Origin of the sequence: Methylobacterium indicum (assembly GCF_001043895.1) — a bacterium.
GTDB classification, from domain to species: Bacteria; Pseudomonadota; Alphaproteobacteria; order Rhizobiales; family Beijerinckiaceae; genus Methylobacterium; species Methylobacterium indicum.
In genome coordinates this window covers 15,153-35,257 of record NZ_JTHF01000207.1, presented here as the reverse complement: position 1 = coordinate 35,257, position 20,105 = coordinate 15,153, and the positions used below count along the sequence as shown (strand labels likewise).

Sequence of the window (20,105 nt, the reverse complement as noted above, 5' to 3'; positions counted from 1 at the left end):
CACCCCGTCGCTGAGCGAGCGCGAGATCTCGTCGGACCGCACCGCCAGGACGGACACCAGGGTGTCGCTCAGCCCGGGCAAGGCCTCCGAGACGCCCTGCAGGTAGACGTGCGGCTCGACATCCGCGCGGGCCGACCACACGGTGGTCTCGGTCGGGCCCTACAGGGTCCAGGCCCGCACCGGCCCCGCCGATCCGGCGAGGTTCCGGGCGAGGTCGGGAGCCAGAGCCTCCCCGCCGCACCAGCGCCGGCACGACGCCGGCAGGACCCGCCCGCCGCCGAGCGGGCGCCGGGTCGTTGGGGGTGGCCTGCACCACGTCGACGTCTCGTCCCGCACCAGGGCCGCGATCGCGTCCGGGTCGCGGGCCTGCGCGCGCGAGGCGAGCACGATGCGCGCCCACGGTGAGCGGCAGGAGGAGTTCGAGCACGGCGATGTCGAAGGACAGCGACGTCAGCGCCAGCAGTCGCGGGCATAGGCCTGCTCGTTGTGAAGCGGGATGTGCTGGTAGGGCGGGGACTCGGTCGAGGTGTAGACGCCCGACGTCACCTGGCTGCGCGGCGTCGAGCCGAACTCGTAGGCCCGGGCCGATGCGCGAGCGACCCGTCCCCTCGGTCGGGAGGACCGGCAGGCCGGGAGATCGCCCTCGCGGTCACCGCCTCGGCTTCGTTCCGATCAGCGGACGAACGACGACGCCCGACGTTCGGGGCCGGACCCGATCATTCTTCCACGCCGGCGTCCCGCCCCGGGTAGCAGGATCGGGCGCTCCGCCCCCCCCGGTTGTGCGGCAGGGGGTTTGGCCATAAGCCGCCATGCCCGTTCCGGTCCGGTCGACGGCCGGGCGGGGACGGCGGACGGATGGCGGCACCGCGCTCGCCCGGGATGGAGAGGCGGCGTGAGCGACGCGCACGGATCCTCGGCGGATCGCGACCGGGAGAAGCGGGAAGAGGCCCGGGGAGAGGATCGAGTGGAAGCCTTGCTCCCGCACCTCGTCGACGCGATCCCCCTGCGTGCCGGCAGCGTCATCGTCACCCTCTACGGCGACGTCGTCGAGCCGCGCGGCGGCCAGCTGTGGATGGGCTCCATCATCGAGACCTGCGGGGCCCTCGGCCTCAGCGAGACGCTGGTGCGCACCGCCGTGTCGCGGCTCGTGGCCGCCGGGCAGCTCGCCGGCGAGCGCCAGGGACGGCGCAGCTTCTACCGTCTCACGGAGGCGGCGCGGCGCGAGTTCCTGGCCGCCGCCCGGACCCTGTTCGAGCCGCAGCCCGACGCCGGCTGGCGGTTCGTCTGGCTCGGGGCCGAGGAGGCCGGCGAGACGAGTCCGGCCCTGGACCGGGACGGGTTCGTGCGGCTCGCTCCCCACTGGTGGCTCGGCCCGGCCCGGGACCGGCCCGCCGACCCGGCCCACGTGACGTTCGAGGCCGGCACCACCGCACCGCTCCCGATGCTGCAGCGTCTCGTCGCCGCGCACTGGGACCTCGCGGCGGTGGCGGCGGGCTACGACGCCGTCCTGGCGGCCTTCGGGGGCGTCACGGACGCGCTCGATGCCGGGCTTCGCCTCGCCGATGCCGAAGCCCTGCAGCTGCGGCTTCTTCTCGTTCACGCCTATCGCCAGGTCGCCCTGCGCGACCCGCGCCTGCCGGCCGGCACCCTGCCGGAGACCTGGAGCGGTCATCGCGCCCGCCGGCTCTTCGCGGACCTCTACCTGCGCCTCTCCCCCGCCGCCGACCGTCACGTCGGGCGGCACTTCCTCAGCGGGAGCGACGCGCTGCCGCCCGAGACGCCCGACACGCTCGGCCGGCTGGCCTCCCTCGCCCGGATCCGCGACGGCGCCTGACTTCCCGCGATCGGACGGCCGTCGCGAAGCGGCGCCGCAAAGCATCACACATTTTCCGATAATGGCTCTTGAAGTGTGATGCTTCGCCTGTCAGATTAGTGCCAACAGACTGGGCGACGTGCCCGGGCGAGGGCCGGCATCCTCCGGGTACGGCCCCGCCGGCCGGCCCGCGACGCGGCAGGAGGAGACCCGGCATGTACGCGCAGCTGGTGAAGACCGACGCCACCCAGGTCCGCGGTCTCGACGAGATGCCACCCGAGGAGCGCGCCTTCCAGGAGCGGATCGACCGCGGCGAGAAGATCGAGCCCAAGGAGTGGATGCCCGAGGGCTACCGCAAGACCCTGATCCGCCAGATCGGCCAGCACGCCCATTCCGAGATCGTCGGGCAATTGCCCGAGGGCAACTGGATCACCCGCGCCCCGACGCTGGAGCGCAAGGCGATCCTGCTGGCCAAGGTGCAGGACGAGGCGGGCCACGGCCTCTACCTCTATTGCGCCGCCGAGACGCTCGGCGTCAGCCGCGACGAGCTGATGGAGCTGCTCCACGCCGGCAAGATGAAGTATTCGTCGATCTTCAACTACCCGACCCTGACCTGGGCCGACATGGGCGCGGTCGGCTGGCTGGTCGACGGCGCGGCGATCATGAACCAGGTGCCGCTGCAGCGGACCTCCTACGGCCCCTACAGCCGGGCGATGATCCGCATCTGCAAGGAGGAGAGCTTCCACCAGCGCCAGGGCTACGACATCATGACGAAGATGGCCGGCGGGACCCCGGCCCAGAAGCACATGGCGCAGGATGCGCTCAACCGCTTCTGGTTTCCGGCGCTGATGATGTTCGGCCCCTCCGACAAGGATTCGGTCCATTCGGCCCAATCGATGGCCTGGAGGATCAAGATGAACACCAACGACGAGCTGCGCCAGAAGTTCGTCGACCAGACCGTGCCGCAGGCCGAGCGCCTCGGGCTGACGGTCCCGGACGAGGGGCTGCGCTGGAACGAGGACAAGGGCGGCTACGACTTCTCGGAGCCGGACTGGAGCGAGTTCTTCGAGGTCATCGCCGGCAACGGCCCGTGCAACCGCGAGCGGCTCGGCGCCCGGGTGAAGGCCTGGGAGGACGGCGCCTGGTTCCGCGACGGGCTGAAGGCGCATGCGGACAAGGCGGTCCGCGCCAGGATGGCGGTCGCGGCCGAGTGACCGCGACGGGCGTACACCAACCAGCAAGACGCATCGGGGAGGCGGGGCATGTCGAGCGAATGGCCGTTATGGGAGATCTTCATCCGCGGCCAGCACGGCCTGAACCACCGCCATGTCGGCAGCCTGCACGCCCCTGACGCGGAACTGGCGATCAAGAACGCCCGCGACGTCTATACCCGCCGCAACGAGGGAGTGAGCATCTGGGCGGTGCGCTCCAGCGACATCGTGGCGTCGAGCCCGAGCGACAAGGGCCCGCTCTTCGAGCCCTCGAACAGCAAGGTCTACCGCCACCCGACCTTCTACGACATCCCGGGCGACGTGGGGCACATGTGATGCCGTCCCTCCCCGACGTGATGACCCGCGACGCCGCCGCCCTCGCGGCCTCCGCAGCCGCGGCCCGTCCGGCCCCCGACGATCCGGCCGATGAGGTGGGGCGTGAGCCGGTTCATGAACCGACCCGGGCCGCCCTGGTCGAGTTCCTGACCCGTATGGGCGACAACACTCTCGTCCTCGGGCACCGCCTGTCGGAATGGTGCGGCCACGGCCCGGCGCTCGAGGAGGATATCGGCGTCGCCAACATCGCCCTCGACCTGATCGGGCAGACCCAGTTCTGGCTCGGGCTCGCGGGCGAGGTCGAGGGCAGGGGGCGCAAGGCCGACGACCTCGCCTTCCTGCGCGACGTCTGGGAGTTCCGCAACGTCCTCCTGGTCGAGCTACCGAACGGCGATTACGGCCACACGCTGATGCGCCAGTTCCTGTTCGATGCCTGGCACGTCGAGGCCTTGCGGGCGCTCGCCGCCTCGACCGAGGTGCGCGTGGCGGGAATCGCCGCGAAGGCGGTGAAGGAGGCGCATTACCACCTCGAGAAGTCGGCCGACCTCGTCGTGCGCCTCGGCGACGGCACCGAGGAGAGCCGTCGCCGGATGCAGGCCGCCCTCGACGTGTTGTGGCCCTATGCGGGCGAGCTCTTCCTGGGCGACGCCGTGGACGCCGTCCTGGCCGAGGCCGGTATCGCGCCCGATCCGGCAAGCCTGCGCGCCGCCTGGGATGCCACGGTGCGGCCGATCCTCGCCGAGGCGACGCTGCGGGTCCCGGACGGGACCTTCGCCCACAAGGGCGGGCGGCGCGGCATTCACACCGAGCATCTCGGGCGCATGCTCGCCGAGATGCAGTTCCTCCAGCGCGCCTATCCGGGCGCGACCTGGTAGGGGGCCGCCGTGGCGTCCGTGACAGCCCATTCCCCTGCGGAGACGCAGGCCCGTCCGGAGATCGGAACGATCCGGGACTGGCTCGCCGAGGTGCCGGATCCCGAGATCCCGGTGATCTCGATCGTCGATCTCGGAATCGTGCGGGACCTCGCCTGGGAGGACGACACCCTGGTGGTCACGGTGACGCCGACCTATTCGGGCTGTCCCGCCACCGCGGTCATCAACCTGGCGATCGAGGAGGCCCTGCATGCCCGCGGGATCGGGCGCTTGCGCATCGAGCGGTCGCTGACGCCCCCCTGGACCAGCGACTGGATCGCCGCGGAGGCCCGGGAGGCCTTGCGGGCCTACGGCATCGCCCCGCCGATCGACGGGACGGCGGCGGACGGCCGGCTGCTGGGGCGGATCGGCCGGCTCACCGGCGGCTCGAATCTCACCGTGGCCTGCCCGCGCTGCGGCTCGAACCGGACGGAACGCGTCAGCCAGTTCGGCTCGACCCCCTGCAAGGCGAGCTGGCGCTGCACCGACTGTCTCGAACCGTTCGACTACTTCAAGTGCATCTGACCCGTCCGGGGTCGATCCAACCTGCGAGTGCTGGCCGCCATGGCACGCTTCTTTCCCCTCGACGTCGCCGAGATCCGGCGCGACACCCGGGACGCGGTGGTCCTCACCCTGAAGCCGCGCGAGGGCGACGCCGAGGCCTTCGCGTTCACGCAGGGCCAGTACCTGACCTTCCGGCGCGCCTTCGACGGCATCGAGCTGCGCCGCTCCTACTCGATCTGCGCCGGCCGGGACGAGGGCGCCCTCAAGGTCGGCATCAAGCGGGTCGAGGGCGGGGCGTTCTCGACCTGGGCCAACCAGGAGCTGAAGCCCGGCGACGTGATCGAGGCGATGCCCCCGATGGGGGCGTTCCACACGCCGATCGAGCCGGAGACGGCCCGCCACTACCTCGGCTTTGCCGGCGGCAGCGGCATCACGCCCCTGCTGTCGATCCTCAAGACCGTGCTGGCGCGCGAGCCGCACGCGCGCTTCACCCTGGTCTACGCCAACCGGCAGATCTCCTCGATCATGTTCCGGGAGGAGCTCGACGACCTGAAGAGCACCTATCTCGGCCGGCTCTCGATCGTCCACGTCCTCGAGAGCGAGACCCAGGAGATCGACCTGTTCACCGGGCGGGTCGACGCTGAAAAATGCGCCGCCTTGTTCTCGCGCTGGATCGATATCGGCTCGGTCGACACTGCCTTCATCTGCGGGCCCGAACCGATGATGCTGGCGATCGCGGCGTCGCTCCGCGAGCACGGGCTGTCGGACGCGCAGATCAAGTTCGAGCTCTTCGCCTCCGGCCAGCCCGGCCGGGCCCGGGCGCGCGCGGCGTCGAGCGCGGCCTCGGTCGCCGGCGCGCAATGCGAGGCGACGGTGACCCTCGACGGGGCGACGCGCACGTTCCGGATGCCGAAGCAGGGCGAGAGCCTGCTCGATGCCGCGCTCGCCAACACCATCGACGCCCCCTACGCCTGCAAGGCCGGCGTCTGCTCGACCTGCCGCGCCAAGGTGCTGGAGGGCGAGGCCGAGATGCTCGCGAACCACGCCCTCGAGGATTACGAGGTGCGCCAGGGCTACGTCCTGGCCTGCCAGTGCTATCCGACGACGGACACGCTCGTCGTGAGCTTCGACCAGTAGATCACGGGCCGGGAGGACAGCGTGCCGGAGACGATGGACATCGAGGAATATCTCCGGCAGGGCGGCGTCCTGACGAACCCGTCCAACGTCCCGCCGCGCTACCGGGGCGAGCTGCTCCGGCTGATGGCGACCTTCGTCGACAGCGAGCTCGCGGGCTCGGCCGGGTTCGCCGCGATGATCAACGAGGCACCGGGCCTCAAGGCGCGGATCTCGGCCGCGCGGATCGTGCTCGAGAAGACCGACCATGCCGAGCGCGTGCTGACTCTGATGGGGACCTTCGGGGCCGACACCGCCCGCTACGCCGTGCACCATCCCTGGGCGGCCCGCCTCCCGCGCGACGCCGATCTCGGGACGGCGCGCCACCGCTCCGACATGCGCCTCTCGGTGTTCCACTATCCCTTGCAGGGCTGGGTCGACGCGGTGGTGATGAACGTGCTGATGGGCCGGGCCGTCGGCGTCCAGCTGCAGGAATTCTCGCACCTGTCCTACGCGCCGCTCGCCGACATCTTCCGCCAGATCGCCCCGCGCGAGGCGCGGCACGCCGAGCTCGGCGAGGAAGGCCTGGTCCGGATCGTGGCGACCGAGAGCGGACGCGCGGAGGCGAGACGGAGCGTCGCCTTCTGGCGCCCGCGCATCGCCGCGAGCTTCGGCCGCGAAGGATCGGCCCGCTTCGACACCCTCCGCCGCTTCGGCCTGCGCCGCCGCACGAACGAGGACCTGGCCGCCGCCTGGGCGGCGGAGATGGACGCGTTCCTGCCGGCCTTCGGCATGGCGTGACCGCACGCCGGGCCCGGCATCGGCGATCCGGCGAACATTACGGAAGGGCGGGGCCCCCGAGCCGGCCGCAGCACCGAGCCCGAGGGTTTGAGCAGCCGATGACGGTCTCCCGCTCGCCGGACAACCGGAGCGTAAGCCATTCATCGCGTCAGCAGAAGCGTTCCAGCCTCGCCCTCCATCGGTCATTCGCATAAGGATGATTATGGAACTCGATGCGTTTGGCCCGGCATCGGCCTGAACGTCCGATACGGGAAAGGTGCCTGTGGGACAATAACGGGCGCCGCGGACGATCCATCTCGGCCGGATGCGACTCCCGGTCGACACCGGGCCTTGCCGCAGGATCCGCGTACCCCGTGCGCGAGCGGGGCCGGCGACACCCGATTTCCAAGGATCGATAGGATCCAAGCCCGAACCTGCCGACAGACACTCCGAACCCGCCATGTGTCGACCGTGGGCATGTCCGGCATGATTGACGTCGTCCCACGAACCTTGCGACATGACATCGGAATCGACGCAATCTCGCAGGGGATGCACGATGCGCCCCGTGCGCAACAACGGCACGGTTCTGTCGGAATGACGGTTGACCACCCGAGGACGAGATGGGAGGACGAGGGTGACGGTTCCCTTTCGGGGGACGAGAAAGGGAATGCGGTGAGGCGCGAGCCGAATCCGCGGCTGCCCCCGCAACTGTGAGCGGCGAGCCTTCCACCACCTTACGTCACTGGGTGCCTCACACCTGGGAAGACGGTGGCAGGCACTGACCCGCGAGCCAGGAGACCTGCCGTCAGCCGTGGTCACACGCGAAACGCGTCAGACGGGGTGTTCTGATGGGTGTCCGAAGGCCGTTGTCCCGTTGTGGGATGACGGTCGAGGCCTCGTTCGCGGTGACGTGCCACTGCCGTCTCCCGAGGCTCGAAGCCCGTGTCCCGTCCCGTCCGCCCCGCCCTCTGGCGTGCGCTCGCGCTGTCCTGCGCGATCCCCGGCCTGCTCTGCAGGCCCGCCCTCGCGCAGCAGGTCGCTGCTCCCTTCGTCGATGCCCCACCTACGCGTGACGGGACGATCGCGCTCTCCGAAATCACCGTCTCGGCCACGGGTGTGCCGACGCCGATCGCCACCACGGGATCGAGCGTCACCGTGCTCACCTCGGACGTGCTCCAGGCCCAGCAGATCCGCACCGCGCCGGAGGCCCTGCGGCAGGTGCCGGGCCTCACCGTCGTCCAGACCGGCGGTGCAGGCGGCCAGACCTCCGTGTTCATCCGCGGCACCAACTCCAACCACGTCAAGGTCCTGATCGACGGCATCGACGTCAACGACCCCTCGACGCCGAACCGCTCCTTCGACTTCAGCCAGCTTCAGACCGAGGACCTCTCCCGCCTCGAGGTGCTGCGCGGGCCGCAGAGCGGCCTCTACGGCGCCGACGCCATCGGCGGCGTCATCTCCTTCGTGACTAGGCGCGGCGAGGGACCGCCGAAGGTCACGGCGTTTGCCGAGGCCGGATCGTACGGCACGTTCAACCAGGGCGGCCGGCTGTCGGGCGCGTCGGGCATCGTCGACTATGCGTTCTCCGTGCAGCACCTGCGCCAAGCCGATCTGCCGGTCACGCCGTTCGACGTGCTGCCGCCCGGGGTGCCGCTGCGCACCGCCTTCACCGACATCAGATCCGTCTCGACCAAGCTCGGCGCGCAACTCACCGACACCTTCCGCCTGAACTATTTGCTGCGCTTCTCCGACAGCGCCTATCTCGATCAGGCCGATGGCGGCTTTCCCTATCGGCCGACGCCCTACCGCAACCTCAACGACCAGCAGCAGCTCCTGATGCGCGGCGAGGCCGAGTGGACGCCGCTGCCGGGCTTCCACAACGTCTTCGGGGCCAACTACGCCACGTTCGACCGCCTGTTCGCCGGACCGCTCGACCCGCTCGCGCCGCCGACGTCCTCGACCACGCTCGGCGAGCGCACCCGCTTCGACTATCGTGGCGACGTCCAGCTCGCCCCCGGCCACCGGCTGCTGTTCGGGGCCCAGCGCGAGGACGAGCGCTTCCAGGCCACCGGCATCGACAGATCGAACGGGAATACCGGCGGCTTCGCCGAGCTGCAATCGGCGATCACCGACCGCGCCTTCCTGGTCGCCAACATCCGCCACGACGCGAACGACCAGTTCGGCGGCGCGACCACCTTTCGGATTGCGCCGAGCTACACGTTGCCCACCACGGAGACACGCCTGAAGGGCAGCGTCGGCACCGGCTTCAAGCCGCCGACCCTGAGCCAGCTCTACCAGGATTATCCGGACTTTCGGTTCTTCGGGAACCCGGCCTTGCGGCCCGAGGAGAGCTTCGGGTTCGACGCCGGCTTCGAGCAGCCCCTCGGCGAGAGGGTGCTCGTCGGCGCGACCTATTTCGAGACCGATTTCCGCAATCTGATCCAGACCGCGTACCTCCCGACCTTCTCGACAAGCGTGAATGTCGGCCGCGCCGTGGCCTACGGGGCGGAGAGCTTCGTTGCGGTCACGCTCACCGATACCCTGAGCGGCCGGGTCGACTACACCAACACCGTCACCAAGGACGAGATCACCCATCAGGAATTGCTGCGCCGGCCCCGGCACAAGGTCAGCGCCACCGCGATCTGGACCCCGATGCCGCAGCTCACGCTCACCGGCACCCTGGTGGCGATCGGCGCGTTCGTCGACGGTAACCGCGACTTCTCGCTGCCCCGGCTGAAGAACCCGGGCTTCACCCTGGTCAACCTCTCGGCCAATTACGCCTACTCGGACACCCTGACGCTGTTTGCCCGCATCGATAACCTGTTCGACCAGCGCTATCAGAACCCGACCGGCTTCCTCGGCGCGGGCCTTGCCGTCTATGGCGGCGTGCGCGTGACCGCGTTCTAGAGGGCGCGGATGCGGGCCTCGCGCCGCCTCGGGGCCGCGGCCGGTCTGGCCGCCGCCTTCGCCGCCTTTCCGGTCTCGGCCGGGGAGAAGCCGGCCGCGCCGGGCTGGCCGTCGCGCGTCGTCTCGCTGAACCTCTGCGCGGACGAGCTCGTGCTGCGGCTCGCCGACCGGGCGCAGGTCGCGGCGGTGACCGCCTTCGCGCGCGATTCCCGCGGCTCGACCGTGGCGGCTGAGGCCGCCGGGGTGCCGGTCACACGGGGTCTGGCGGAAGAGATCGTCGCCTTGAAGCCCGACCTCGTCGTCGCCGGGGCCTTCACCACCCGCACCACGGTCGGGCTCCTGAAGCGGATCGGCGTCCCGCCGCTCGAACTCGGCGTGCCGGCCGACTTCGACGGCGTGCGGGCCCAGATCCGCCAGGTCGCGGCGGCCGTCGGGCATCCGGAGCGCGGAGAAGCGATGGTGGCGGAGCTCGATGCCACCCTCGCGCACGTCGTGCCGGCGGCTCGCTCCTTGCGCGTCCTGGTCCTGCGCCCGAACGCCTTCACGGTCTCGCCCGGGACTCTCGGCGACGCGATCATCCGGGCCGCCGGTCTCGTCAACGTCGCCGCCGCGATCGGCCGGGACCGGACCGGCTCGGTGCCGCTCGAAGCCGCGGCCCTGGCCGATGCCGATCTCGTCGTGGTCGACGCCAGTGAGACGGGCACGCCGTCCCTCGCCGATGCGCTGCTGCACCACCCGATCCTCGAGAGGCTGCGCGGGCAGGGGCGCATGGTTGCGATTCCCAACCGCCTGTGGACCTGTCCCGGACCGCAGATCGCCGAACTCGTCGCCCGGCTCGCGGCGGCGGCGAGGGAGCGCGCCCCATGACGCCCCCCATGACGCCCCCCGTGACACGCATGACGCCGCAGACCCGCAGCCGGCGCCTCGTCGCGGGCTTGGGCCTCCTCGTCGGCCTCCTCACGCTCGCTTCGGTCGCGGTCGGCTACGCCGCCCTCGATCTCCCGGCCGCCCTGGGCGATGCGTGGGCCGGCCGGCCCACCCTTCCCGCCCTGGTCCTGATGGAGCTGCGCCTGCCCCGCGCCCTCCTCGGCGCGCTCGTCGGCTTCAGCCTCGGCCTGACCGGGGCGGTGATGCAGGGCTACCTGCGCAACCCGCTGGCCGATCCGGGCATCCTCGGCGTCTCCTCGGCCGCCGCCCTCGGAGCGGTGATGGTGTTCCATGGCGGGCTCGCCGGCAGCCTGGCGCTCGCCCTGCCGCTCGGCGGCATCGCTGGGGCCGCCCTCGCGGCGCTCGGCATCGTCGTGCTGGCCGCCCGCGGCACCGGCACGCAGGGGCTGATCCTCGCCGGGATCGGCCTGTCGAGCCTCGCCGGTGCCCTGACGGCGCTCGTCCTCAACCTCGCGCCCAACCCCTACGCCGCCCTGGAGATCGTGTTCTGGCTGATGGGGTCGCTCGCCGACCGCAGCCTCGATCACGTCCGGCTCTGCCTGCCGCTGATGGCGATCGGCTGGGTCCTGATGCTCTCCACCGCCCGCGCCCTCGATGCCCTGGCGCTCGGCGAGGACATTGCGGCCAGCCTCGGCTTCGATCTCGTCTCGGTCCGCCTCCGCATCGTCACCGGGGCGGCGCTCGCGGTGGGCAGCGGCGTGGCCGTGAGCGGGGCGATCGGCTTCGTCGGCCTCGTCGTTCCCCATCTGGTGCGGCCGCTGGTCGGGGCCCGGCCGACGCCGAGCCTGTGGCCGAGCGGGCTCCTCGGCGCGGCCCTGGTGCTCGGCGCCGACCTCCTCGTGCGCCTCGTTCCGACGCGGCCCGAGCTGAAGCTCGGGGTCGTGACGGCCCTGGTCGGGGCTCCGTTCCTGATCGCGCTGCTGGTCCGGCGGGGGGACGGCCGATGAGGGTGTCCGCCGACGATCTCCGGGTCCGGTTGCAGGGCCGCCCCATCCTCGACGGGGTGTCGCTGTCGGTGGGAGAGGGCGAGTTCGTCGGGCTCGTCGGCCCGAACGGCGCGGGCAAGACCACGCTCCTGCGCGCGCTGGCCGGCCTCGTGCCGCCCTCTGCCGGCCGGGTCCTCCTCGACGGCCGGCCCCTCTGCGCGGTCTCCCGGGACGAGCGGGCGCGCCGCCTCGCCCTCCTGGTCCAGTCGGCCGGGATCGGCTGGCCGATGCGGGTCTCGGAGGTCGTCGCCCTCGGGCGCCTGCCGCATCGCCGGGCCTTCGCCGCCTTGAGCGAGGCCGATCACGCGGCGGTCGCCCGGGCGATGGCGCGGGTCGACGTCACCCACCTGCGCGAGCGGACGGAGCCGAGCCTGTCGTCGGGCGAGCGGATGCGGGTGCTGCTCGCCCGCGCCCTCGCGGTCGAGGCCGAGATCCTGCTCGCCGACGAGCCGATCACCGCCCTCGACCCGGCCCACCAGCTCGACGCGATGGACCTCCTGCGGGCGATCAGCCGCACCGGGACCGGCATCGTCGCGGTCCTGCACGACCTCACCCTGGCCGCCCGCTTCTGCGACCGGCTCGTGGTGCTGCATGGGGGCCGGATCGTCGCCGACGCGGCGCCCGCCCTCGCCCTGACGGACCCGCTGCTGCGGCAGGCCTTCGGCATCGCGGTCCTGCGCGGCACCCATGCCGACGGCTCACCCTACATCCTGCCCTGGCATCGCGCGGGGCATACCCGGGAGGACGACCATGACCCATCCGGCCCAGACCCCGTCCGAGCGCCGGACCGTTCCTGACCGCGACGCCGTCGCGGCGCTGCTGCGGGACGCCCTGCGCGATCCCGGCACCGCCTGGAGCCTCGGCAGTTTCGGGGCGATCGCGGAGTTCATGCGCGATCCCGACGAACCGGTCTCGGCCCTGCCCGACGATCGCCTCGGGATGGCGACGGCCCGCGGCGCCATCGCGATGCGGCCCGATCCCGACCTGCGCCCGGTCGCCTACGAGACGGCGAGCGCCTCAAGCTGGAACCACGCCGTGGCGCTCTGCCTGCCCGAAGGGGCCTGCGCCATGAACCGGCGCGGCGTCGTGACGGAGCTCGGCCCCGACCGCGAGGCGGCCCGCCCCGAGGATCGCGACGGGGTGCTGTTCGATCTCGGCCTCGGCCTCCTCGCCGTCGACGCCTGCCTGCGCAGCCGCGACCCCGAGGTCATCGCCTGCCTGCGGGAGGGGGCCGGGCAGCCGCTCTTCTCGCCCGGCAACCCGATCGGGCCGCGCCTCGTCGCCATGTTCGTCGCCATGAGCCCGCACCGGGTCTTCCTCGCGCGGTTCGGCCGCATCGAGGTCTATGCCCCGATCCCGCCTGCCGGCGGCACCAGCCCGGAGGGGCCGCACACCCACGTCCTGCCGAAGCTCCTGCGGAGCGGCCGGACCCATTCGGCGACGACGCCGATCCCCGCCGGCCTCGTGCCCTGCGCCGCCCTGCACCCGGCCCATCCCTGCAAGGACATGCAGGGGCGGCGCATCGCCTTCGATCCGGCGCGCCTGGCGGCGTTCCAGGTCCTGCTCGAGCGCTGGGGCGATCCGGCGCTGGTCGCCATCAAGCACGGGGCGGAGGATCACGGCGGCGTGTCGGGCCGGCACGCGCAGGGCGCCCGGCGGGTGGCCGAGGCGCAGGCCCGCGCCCTCCGCGGCGAGAGCATCGAGACCGGTCCCGACGACGAGGAGGACGAGGGCGCCGACCTCCACGCCTGACCGGATTCCCGATCGTCGCGGGCCATGCCCCGGCGCTCCGTCCGGGGATCCCGGCCCCCTCCCCGCCCGGCGGGGCCGTCCCGGGAGAGGGCGATTGCCCTGCGGGACCGATCTCACGATGGATCGGCCCGGTCCCGCATCACCCCTGCTTGCCGCCGACCTTGTCCTGCGTCTTCGTGTCGAAGTCGCCAGCGTCGTGGCGCTCGTGGAGCTGGTCGGCCGGGTCGCCGGTGAGGCGGTTGACCTTGCGCCCGCGCTGCACCGCCGGCCGGGCGAGGAGCTGGTCGGCCCAGCGCAGGACGTTCCGGTAGCTCTGGACGTCGAGGAACTCGGCCGCCTCGTAGAGCCAGCCCTTCACGACCCCGCCGTACCAGGGCCAGATCGCCATGTCGGCGATGGTGTAGGCGCTGCCCGCCACGAATTCATGCTCGGCGAGGCGCCGGTCGAGCACGTCGAGCTGGCGCTTCGCCTCCATGGCGTAGCGGTTGATCGGGTACTCGAACTTCGTCGGTGCGTAGGCATAGAAATGGCCGAAGCCGCCGCCGAGGAACGGGGCCGAGCCCATCTGCCAGAACAGCCAGGACAGCGTCTCGGCCCGGGCCGCCGGCTCGGTCGGCAGGAAGGCGCCGAATTTTTCCGCGAGGTAGGTCAGGATGGCGCCCGACTCGAAGACGCGAACCGGCGTCGCGCCGCTCCGGTCGACGAGGGCGGGGATCTTCGAGTTCGGGTTGGCCTCGACGAAGCCGGAACCGAACTGGTCGCCGTCGCCGATCCGGATGAGCCAGGCGTCGTACTCGGCGCCCGCATGGCCGAGCGCCAGGAGCTCCTCCAGCAGGATCGTGACCTTCTGCCCGTTCGGCGTGCCGAGCGAGTAGAGCTGGAGGGGATGCCGGCCGACCGGCAGCGGCTTCTCGTGCGTCGCGCCCGCGACCGGCCGGTTGATGCTGGCGAAGCGGCCGCCGCTCTCCTTGTCCCAGGTCCAGACCTTCGGGGGCACGTACTCGGTGCGATCGCTCATCGGGCGCTCTCCCATGTTGCGAAGCAACAGATAGGCGCTCCGCCGGCCCGGCGAGAGGGGGTCGCCCGGAGATCCGTCTCGGAAGCATGGCCGGGCGGTTTCCGGCTTCCCGCCCGGGCCAGCCGCGCAGGGTCGAGAGGTCGTGGGAGACTCGCCTGTCGCATACGCGACACGGCCGGTCCTGCACGGCTAACTCGGCGCGATACGACGGGCGACCGTTTCCCCGATGACGCGTCGCGGTCCGGAGCCACCTTGATCCGGGTCGGATGCCTCCGCCGAGATCGGCGCGGCACGCTCCTCGAAAACCGGACGCGTCGCGCACCCGCCGATGACGATCTCGTCGGGCCGGACGCCGCCCGCATCGTCCGACGCCCGGCGACGACGCCATGCTTCCGACGGCCCGGCCGACGCCACGGCTCGCTGTTCTCTCCAAGCTCCAAGAGACGAAGATCCGTCCTGCTGACGGGATCTCCAGCATCGATGGCGCCACCAGGAGATCTGAGAATTTTCACGATCTAACTTCGGCGTTCAGGAGTCGCGATCAATGGAGATCTTGTTATGATTATCGCAGATGACTTGCATTCGCTCCCACTCTTCGTTTTATGCAATAATTGCTTAAATTCGGTTGGCGCGGCGTGAGGCGGAGCGCATGCCGGAATTGATCTCGATGCGCTGCGATCACCGATTTCACGCTGCACCACGACGCTCCTCTGGCGCCGGTCAAATACGAGGCGCAGCCATAACCGGATTTTTACGATTCAGCGGCACGCTCGAAGGAGGGTGCGGTGCGGGTCTCCGCTTTTTCCGTGAGCCGGACAGGGGTGGGGCTTCCACGTGTTTGCACGAGCATCGACCATGAACCGGCGTGCGCTGTTCGGACTCGGGATCGGCTCGGCCTTCGCCGGCATCGGTGCCGGCTCCTCCTTGTCCGGCTCGACCTTTGCCGCCTCGATGGCCCAGGGCGCAGGCGAGCCGGTGCGTCGCCTCGCCTCGCTCACGACCCCATCCGTCGAAGACCGGCGCGAATATGCGACCTTCGTCAGGCGCTTCGTCGCGCCCGATGGCCGCGTGGTCGATACCTATAACGGGGGCGTCTCCCACAGCGAGGGTCAGGGATGGGGCCTGCTGATGGCCGTGTCCTTCAACGATCCCGCCACCTTCGACCGCATCCACGGCTGGACGCGTCGTCATCTCCGGCGCCCGGCGGACTCCCTCCATGCGTGGCGCTTCCAGCCCCAGGCGAAGACCCCGGTCGACGACCTGAACAACGCCACCGACGGCGACCTCTACATCGCCGGCGCCCTCGCGAGAGCGGGACGCGTGTGGCGGCGCCCGGACCTTTCGGCCGAGGCGGGCCAGATCGGGCAGGACATCCTTCGCCTGCTGGTCCGGCGGGTCGGTCAGCGCCTCGTCCTGCTTCCGGGCGCCTACGGATTCGACCGCGAGGGCGGCGTCATCGTCAATCCGTCCTACTACGCGTTTCCCATGATCCACGAGGTGGCCCAGGTCGCGCCGTCCGGGGTCTGGTCGGCCCTCGAGGCGGACGGCCTGCGCCTGATCGAGGACGGACGGTTCGGCAAGTGGGACCTCCCGCCCGACTGGCTGCGCGTGGACCAACGCACGGGGGCGTTGAGCCCGGCGCCCTCCTGGCCGGCACGCTTCAGCTACGACGCCATCCGCATCCCGCTTCACCTCGCCTGGTGCCGAACGAGGTCGCAGGGGGCGCTTGCGGCGTTCTGGCGGTACTGGGAGGGGCAGCATCCCTTCCCGCCGTCCTGGGTGGATCTGCAGAGCGGGACGATCGCTCCGTATCCGGCGGATCCCGGGACGCGCGCCGTGGCCGCGCTGGCCCTGCGCACCCGCGCGGGGGGCGAAGGTGGGACGCTTCCGTCCATCGGCGAGGAGGATCATTACTACCCCTCGGCGCTGATCATGCTGTCGCGCATCGCCATGCAGGAATTCAGCACGATCACCTGAAGGGGCCGCGAGACTGCGCGATTCAGCGTCGGAGATCTCTCGCCGATCGGATCGCCCGGACGGTGGACACTGAGATCGCATGACTGCGCGGGCAATCACCGATCGGCCGGGGAAACGGTGACTCACCACGGCGTTTCTTGCTCGCATGGCTCGACACGTCAGCATTTGAAACGATCTGTCGATCAATCTGACCATCGCGCGGGTCGAATGGCCTCGCGCAACTCGATCAGGGGCCGAATCGAAGCCGAAGCGCTTGGCTTTCCCAAAGGATGCGATCGACCGAAATCGTTTTTGCTTCTCCGCCGCGGGCGCCAGCCTGCGACGCGCGGAGCCGAACAGGCGGACAAGCACGATGACCACGTATAACGACGTCGATTCCGCGCTCAAATCCTTCGAGATGGTGGGGTTTTCCTATCACAATTTCAAGAATCGAACCGGTCACCTGAAGCGGATCGTCGATCTCGCGCCCGAGAGCGCGCCGGCGAGGGTCGAGGCGGTGCCGGAAGGCCCCTCCCCCGAGATTGCGGCGATCGTGGTGCCGCATGCCGTGGCGGTCGAACCCACGCGTCACGCGCCGGTCGAGGCTCTGATGCGCGACGAGCCTCCGGCGCCCGCGCCGTCGCCCCCGGCAATCCTCCCTCTGCCGGAGGCCGGGCGCTCGCCTCTCACGCTCGAACACGTCTTTCGGCTCCTCTCCTCCCCGGAGCCTCATTGACCGATCCGTGCTCGGCGGCCGATCATCGGGCATGGACCGGGCTGAACGTCCCTGCGACCTGCATCGCAGACGGGGCCGCAGAAGACCTCCCAGCCGGAACCGAGCGGGCTCCGGCAGGTCGAGGCACCAAGCCGGTCATGAGGCGCCCTTCCCCTACCCGGAGCCCGCACCCGCGTGCGGATGCGCTGGCAGCGCGTCGGCGAAATGCCCTCGAGATTGCCACCGGCAACAAGCGCCGCGGATCGCCCATGATTGCCCGCCGGCCTCATCAGGCCGTGAACTTCGCAAGCATGCGCTCGTCTGGATAGGTCGATCACGCCTCGTCCCGATGAAATCAACCAATGCATGCGGCGATGTTTTGATTCAATATAAACATATGAGAGCCTATTTGAGTGATTTTTATATCGCAAAAACTCGGATAACTAAAGATATAATATATCTACCCTCATCCCGAGGTGTTAGCCGATCGAAGATGGACTGACACCTCAGGATGAGATCGTAGGCAGGGTATATCCTGCTGTGTCCCGCTTTATGGAAAACGATCCTGCTCAAACAGGCTCTGACATAAGGCGTATCGGGCGATTTTCCATCCATCTCCATTGTCGGCGAGTTTGTCCCGGTCAGGCAACGAGGCGCGCCCTCGCCGGGCGTGCTCGAACGCGACACGGACGGCGTCGCTCCGCGGCATGATGCGCCCCGACAAACAGAGCACCGGGGAAAATTTCGCGCCCGGCCGCTCCATCGATGCGGGCTGAGCGGATGGTGCGATCGAGGGAACTCAACCTGAGTTAGAGAATAGCCTTGAAATCACCCTGCGGATGCATGCCGAGAACCCTGAGGCATCCACCATCATGCGCGCCGCCAATGTTTTCAGTCTGCTCAAGAGGGTGTTCGCTTCATCGAGATTTCCTAGCAATATCGTCAAATCATGCTCCACTATCCATTTGATGATTTGCTTATGAATCATTAATCAATACCGATTTCTGTCGTGGTTATACCGGTCGACTCCAGACGAAAAGATCGATGTGGCCGATATTTTCAGCCTTCATTTAGAAGTAAACCCTCTCATTCCGTCGATCGGGACGCGCCCACTGCCGCTATCCCGGTTCATGCTCTCGTTGATTGAGTCGTGCCATGAAGTCACACCGATATTCCGGGCGTATCGACCGGCGTTCATTTTGCATGATGGGCGGCTCCGCCCTCTTAGGCCTCACCACGGCGACACCATTTCCCGCATCGGCCGCGGCCTCCGAGGTCGTCGTCGGCAAGGACGGGTGGCTGTTTCCCGCCTTCGATCAGGTCTCGCGGGTCGATTATACGCGGGTGCAGCAGGGTGCGTCCTTCATCAACGACGTCGTCGGCGTCCTCAAGCAGGCGAAGATCCAGACCGTGATCTGCCTGACCCCGGCGAAATCGCGGATCCTGTCCGAGCACCTGCCGGACGGCGTGAAATTCACGCCCGACACCCAGCGCCGCTACGGCGTCGAGCTCGAGGCGTTGCGGCGGAACGGAACGCCGGTCCCGGATCTGCTCGCGGCGATGAGCGCGCAACGCAAGGCCGACCCGGGCACGCCGCTCTTCTTCAAGGCGGACACGCACTGGACGCCGCAGGGTGCGGCCTGCGCGGCCAACGCGGTGGCGGAGGCCATCAAGGCGGGGTCTCTCCTTGCCCCGAGCAGCAAGCCCGGTCCGCGCCTCGGCCCGCCGCGGGACATGGTGCAGAGCAAGAACGATCTCGCCCTCCTGCTGCCGGCGGAGGAGCGCGCGAAGTATCCGTTGCAGCCCTACAAGCTGCCCCAGGCGATCGAGGCCGGCGGCGGCGACCTGCTGGCGGAAGAGGGCGCCGATACGGTGCTGGTGGGCAACAGCTACCTGCACCCGTCCTTCGGCTTCTCGACGGCCCTCGCGAACCGCCTCAACCGGCCGGTCTGGCTCGTGTGGAAGATCCACTCCTTCAGCCCGTACTGGAACCTCCTCGACTATCTCGGCAGCAGCGCCTTCGCGGCGCAACGCCCGAAGGTCGTGGTCTGGGTCTTCCACGAGACGGACCTCACGATCCCGCCGAACAACTCGGCGATCTGGGGCCAGACCGCCATGAAGCCCGACGCGATCCTGACGGATCTGCGCAAGCGCGTCGGAGCCTGACATGGCGGCCCGCCCCCTCGCCAGAACCTGCCTCGCGGCAGCCTGCCTGCTCGCCGCCCCGGCGGCGCGCGCCGAGCGGTCGCTCTACGGTCAGCAGCCCAAGCGCGATGCCATCTTCGTGCGCGTGGTGAACGCGCTGGACACCGAGGTGTCGGTCACCTCCGACCTCCTGCCGCCCCAGACGATCGGCATCCGCGACGAGACCCGCATCGGCAGCTACCTCAACCTCGACCGGACGGATGCGTCCTCCCTTCCCTTGGTCGTGCGGGCCGGGGGCCAGGAGGTGCGCAGCACCGTCGGCCTGAGCCCCGCCACGAAGGTCAGCCTCGTCGTGCGCCGCGACGGCGAGGCGATCCGGGTCGTGGCGATGGCGTCCCGGTACGAGATGAACCAGACGCGCACCTCGCTCTCGTTCGTCAACGCCGCACCGGAATGCGGTCCCTCGTCGCTGAGGCTGGAGCCGGCCAGCACGGTCGTCTTTCCGGACGTCGCCGTCGATACCGAGCGGTCGCGCGGGGTGAACCCGGTGAGCGTGCAGCTCAGCTCGGGCTGCCGCGAAGGGCGGTCGACGACGGCCAAGCCGGTCCAGCTCGAGGCCGGCAACGCCACCAGCGTCTGGCTCCTCGTCCTCCGGAACCAGCCGACGCTGATCGTCGGCAGCGACGCGCTGCCGGCCTGGAAACCCTGAGCGCGATCCCGGCGGCAGGGCCGGCCGTCCGGCACGTCCCTGCCTTCCGCGTCGTGGCCCCGCGGGCAGCCAGGATCGGGCCGGCGCGGGCCGGATCGCATTGCGGCGGGGCCCCCGCACGGTTGAGCGGATCCGTGACGGCCTCCGCCGCGCCGTCCGGCGGTTTCGCGTCGCCCCGATCTATGCCAAGCCCGCGGTCGCGGCGGATCGAGGGACGGCATGCGGACGGAGCGGTGGACTTTCGCGCGACGGGGCTCGCGCCGTCGCGTCCGCGCGGTCGTCCTCGCCCTGGTCCTCGCGG

General features: G+C 70.1%; 18 protein-coding genes and 1 riboswitch. Of the genes, 16 read left to right on the top strand and 2 right to left on the bottom strand.

Annotated features, from left to right (window positions below; all coding sequences use genetic code 11):
• Window positions 1-159 precede the first annotated feature (159 nt).
• Window positions 160-387 carry a hypothetical protein gene (locus tag QR78_RS34330; protein ID WP_125901081.1) on the bottom strand — a complete coding sequence of 76 codons (228 nt, stop codon included), beginning with the start codon at window positions 385-387 and terminating at the stop codon, window positions 160-162.
• 577 nt (window positions 388-964) lie between these two features.
• Here QR78_RS34330 and QR78_RS23110 point away from each other — a divergent pair.
• The 12 genes from QR78_RS23110 to QR78_RS23055 all read left to right on the top strand — a co-directional run bounded on the left by QR78_RS23110 (window position 965) and on the right by QR78_RS23055 (window position 13,261).
• Window positions 965-1,834, top strand: a complete 870-nt coding sequence (locus QR78_RS23110) for a PaaX family transcriptional regulator C-terminal domain-containing protein (RefSeq protein ID WP_048429928.1) — start codon at window positions 965-967, stop codon at window positions 1,832-1,834.
• Window positions 1,835-2,028: 194 nt separating this feature from the next.
• On the top strand, window positions 2,029-3,027 hold the full coding sequence (gene paaA, locus QR78_RS23105; protein WP_048429927.1) for a 1,2-phenylacetyl-CoA epoxidase subunit PaaA: 999 nt from the start codon (window positions 2,029-2,031) through the stop codon (window positions 3,025-3,027).
• 48 nt (window positions 3,028-3,075) lie between these two features.
• On the top strand, window positions 3,076-3,360 hold the full coding sequence (gene paaB, locus QR78_RS23100) for a 1,2-phenylacetyl-CoA epoxidase subunit PaaB (RefSeq protein ID WP_048429926.1): 285 nt from the start codon (window positions 3,076-3,078) through the stop codon (window positions 3,358-3,360).
• Complete coding sequence (gene paaC / locus QR78_RS23095; RefSeq protein ID WP_082171770.1) at window positions 3,360-4,235, top strand: 1,2-phenylacetyl-CoA epoxidase subunit PaaC; 876 nt, start codon at window positions 3,360-3,362, stop codon at window positions 4,233-4,235. The genes paaB and paaC overlap by 1 nt, the downstream gene beginning before the upstream one ends.
• Before the next feature lie 18 nt (window positions 4,236-4,253).
• Window positions 4,254-4,796: a 1,2-phenylacetyl-CoA epoxidase subunit PaaD gene (gene paaD / locus QR78_RS23090; protein WP_048429941.1), complete on the top strand. Its 543-nt coding sequence runs from the start codon at window positions 4,254-4,256 to the stop codon at window positions 4,794-4,796.
• Between the two features lie 39 nt (window positions 4,797-4,835).
• Window positions 4,836-5,912, top strand: a complete 1,077-nt coding sequence (locus tag QR78_RS23085; RefSeq protein ID WP_048429940.1) for a 2Fe-2S iron-sulfur cluster-binding protein — start codon at window positions 4,836-4,838, stop codon at window positions 5,910-5,912.
• Between the two features lie 21 nt (window positions 5,913-5,933).
• Entirely contained in the window at window positions 5,934-6,689 is a 756-nt protein-coding gene (locus tag QR78_RS23080; RefSeq protein WP_048429925.1) for a Phenylacetic acid catabolic protein, read from the top strand.
• A gap of 600 nt (window positions 6,690-7,289) precedes the next feature.
• Window positions 7,290-7,489: riboswitch (cobalamin riboswitch) on the top strand.
• Between the two features lie 121 nt (window positions 7,490-7,610).
• Entirely contained in the window at window positions 7,611-9,575 is a 1,965-nt protein-coding gene (locus QR78_RS23075) for a TonB-dependent receptor plug domain-containing protein (protein WP_048429924.1), read from the top strand.
• Window positions 9,576-9,584: 9 nt separating this feature from the next.
• Window positions 9,585-10,442: an ABC transporter substrate-binding protein gene (locus QR78_RS23070; RefSeq protein WP_048429923.1), complete on the top strand. Its 858-nt coding sequence runs from the start codon at window positions 9,585-9,587 to the stop codon at window positions 10,440-10,442.
• Window positions 10,439-11,470, top strand: coding sequence for a FecCD family ABC transporter permease (locus tag QR78_RS23065; RefSeq protein ID WP_048429922.1), 1,032 nt, complete (start codon window positions 10,439-10,441; stop codon window positions 11,468-11,470). The genes QR78_RS23070 and QR78_RS23065 overlap by 4 nt, the downstream gene beginning before the upstream one ends.
• Window positions 11,467-12,306, top strand: a complete 840-nt coding sequence (locus QR78_RS23060; protein ID WP_048429921.1) for an ABC transporter ATP-binding protein — start codon at window positions 11,467-11,469, stop codon at window positions 12,304-12,306. The genes QR78_RS23065 and QR78_RS23060 overlap by 4 nt, the downstream gene beginning before the upstream one ends.
• A complete protein-coding gene (locus QR78_RS23055; protein ID WP_082171769.1) occupies window positions 12,260-13,261 on the top strand; it encodes a DUF6925 family protein in 1,002 nt (333 codons plus the stop codon). Before QR78_RS23060 ends, QR78_RS23055 begins: the two co-directional genes overlap by 47 nt.
• 139 nt (window positions 13,262-13,400) lie before the next feature.
• Here the strand turns inward: QR78_RS23055 and yghU are convergent, their stop codons facing one another.
• Window positions 13,401-14,279 carry a glutathione-dependent disulfide-bond oxidoreductase gene (gene yghU, locus QR78_RS23050; RefSeq protein WP_048429920.1) on the bottom strand — a complete coding sequence of 293 codons (879 nt, stop codon included), beginning with the start codon at window positions 14,277-14,279 and terminating at the stop codon, window positions 13,401-13,403.
• An 855-nt stretch (window positions 14,280-15,134) separates the two neighbouring features.
• On the opposite strand from yghU, the gene QR78_RS23045 reads away from it, so the two are divergent.
• The 4 genes from QR78_RS23045 to QR78_RS23030 all read left to right on the top strand — a co-directional run bounded on the left by QR78_RS23045 (window position 15,135) and on the right by QR78_RS23030 (window position 19,804).
• Window positions 15,135-16,256, top strand: coding sequence for a family 8 glycosyl hydrolase (locus QR78_RS23045; RefSeq protein WP_053221054.1), 1,122 nt, complete (start codon window positions 15,135-15,137; stop codon window positions 16,254-16,256).
• A 253-nt stretch (window positions 16,257-16,509) separates the two neighbouring features.
• Window positions 16,510-16,971, top strand: a complete 462-nt coding sequence (locus QR78_RS23040) for a hypothetical protein (protein WP_125901079.1) — start codon at window positions 16,510-16,512, stop codon at window positions 16,969-16,971.
• 1,182 nt (window positions 16,972-18,153) lie between these two features.
• Window positions 18,154-19,116 (top strand): alginate O-acetyltransferase AlgX-related protein, encoded by a 963-nt coding sequence (locus QR78_RS23035; RefSeq protein WP_048429918.1) that lies wholly within the window; start codon window positions 18,154-18,156, stop codon window positions 19,114-19,116.
• Between the two features lies 1 nt (window position 19,117).
• Entirely contained in the window at window positions 19,118-19,804 is a 687-nt protein-coding gene (locus tag QR78_RS23030; RefSeq protein WP_048429917.1) for an alginate O-acetyltransferase AlgF, read from the top strand.
• Window positions 19,805-20,105: the final 301 nt, after the last annotated feature.

What these genes read in the sequence shown, in the direction of transcription:
- paaA (WP_048429927.1), top strand. Translation starts at nt 2,029, where the DNA reads ATGTACGCGCAGCTGGTGAAGACCGACGCCACCCAGGTCCGCGGTCTC.
- paaB (WP_048429926.1), top strand. Translation starts at nt 3,076, where the DNA reads ATGTCGAGCGAATGGCCGTTATGGGAGATCTTCATCCGCGGCCAGCAC.
- paaC (WP_082171770.1), top strand. Translation starts at nt 3,360, where the DNA reads ATGCCGTCCCTCCCCGACGTGATGACCCGCGACGCCGCCGCCCTCGCG.
- QR78_RS23085 (WP_048429940.1), top strand. Translation starts at nt 4,836, where the DNA reads ATGGCACGCTTCTTTCCCCTCGACGTCGCCGAGATCCGGCGCGACACC.
- QR78_RS23070 (WP_048429923.1), top strand. Translation starts at nt 9,585, where the DNA reads ATGCGGGCCTCGCGCCGCCTCGGGGCCGCGGCCGGTCTGGCCGCCGCC.
- QR78_RS23065 (WP_048429922.1), top strand. Translation starts at nt 10,439, where the DNA reads ATGACGCCCCCCATGACGCCCCCCGTGACACGCATGACGCCGCAGACC.
- QR78_RS23060 (WP_048429921.1), top strand. Translation starts at nt 11,467, where the DNA reads ATGAGGGTGTCCGCCGACGATCTCCGGGTCCGGTTGCAGGGCCGCCCC.
- QR78_RS23055 (WP_082171769.1), top strand. Translation starts at nt 12,260, where the DNA reads ATGACCCATCCGGCCCAGACCCCGTCCGAGCGCCGGACCGTTCCTGAC.
- yghU (WP_048429920.1), bottom strand. Translation starts at nt 14,279, where the DNA reads ATGAGCGATCGCACCGAGTACGTGCCCCCGAAGGTCTGGACCTGGGAC.
- QR78_RS23045 (WP_053221054.1), top strand. Translation starts at nt 15,135, where the DNA reads ATGAACCGGCGTGCGCTGTTCGGACTCGGGATCGGCTCGGCCTTCGCC.
- QR78_RS23035 (WP_048429918.1), top strand. Translation starts at nt 18,154, where the DNA reads ATGATGGGCGGCTCCGCCCTCTTAGGCCTCACCACGGCGACACCATTT.
- QR78_RS23030 (WP_048429917.1), top strand. Translation starts at nt 19,118, where the DNA reads ATGGCGGCCCGCCCCCTCGCCAGAACCTGCCTCGCGGCAGCCTGCCTG.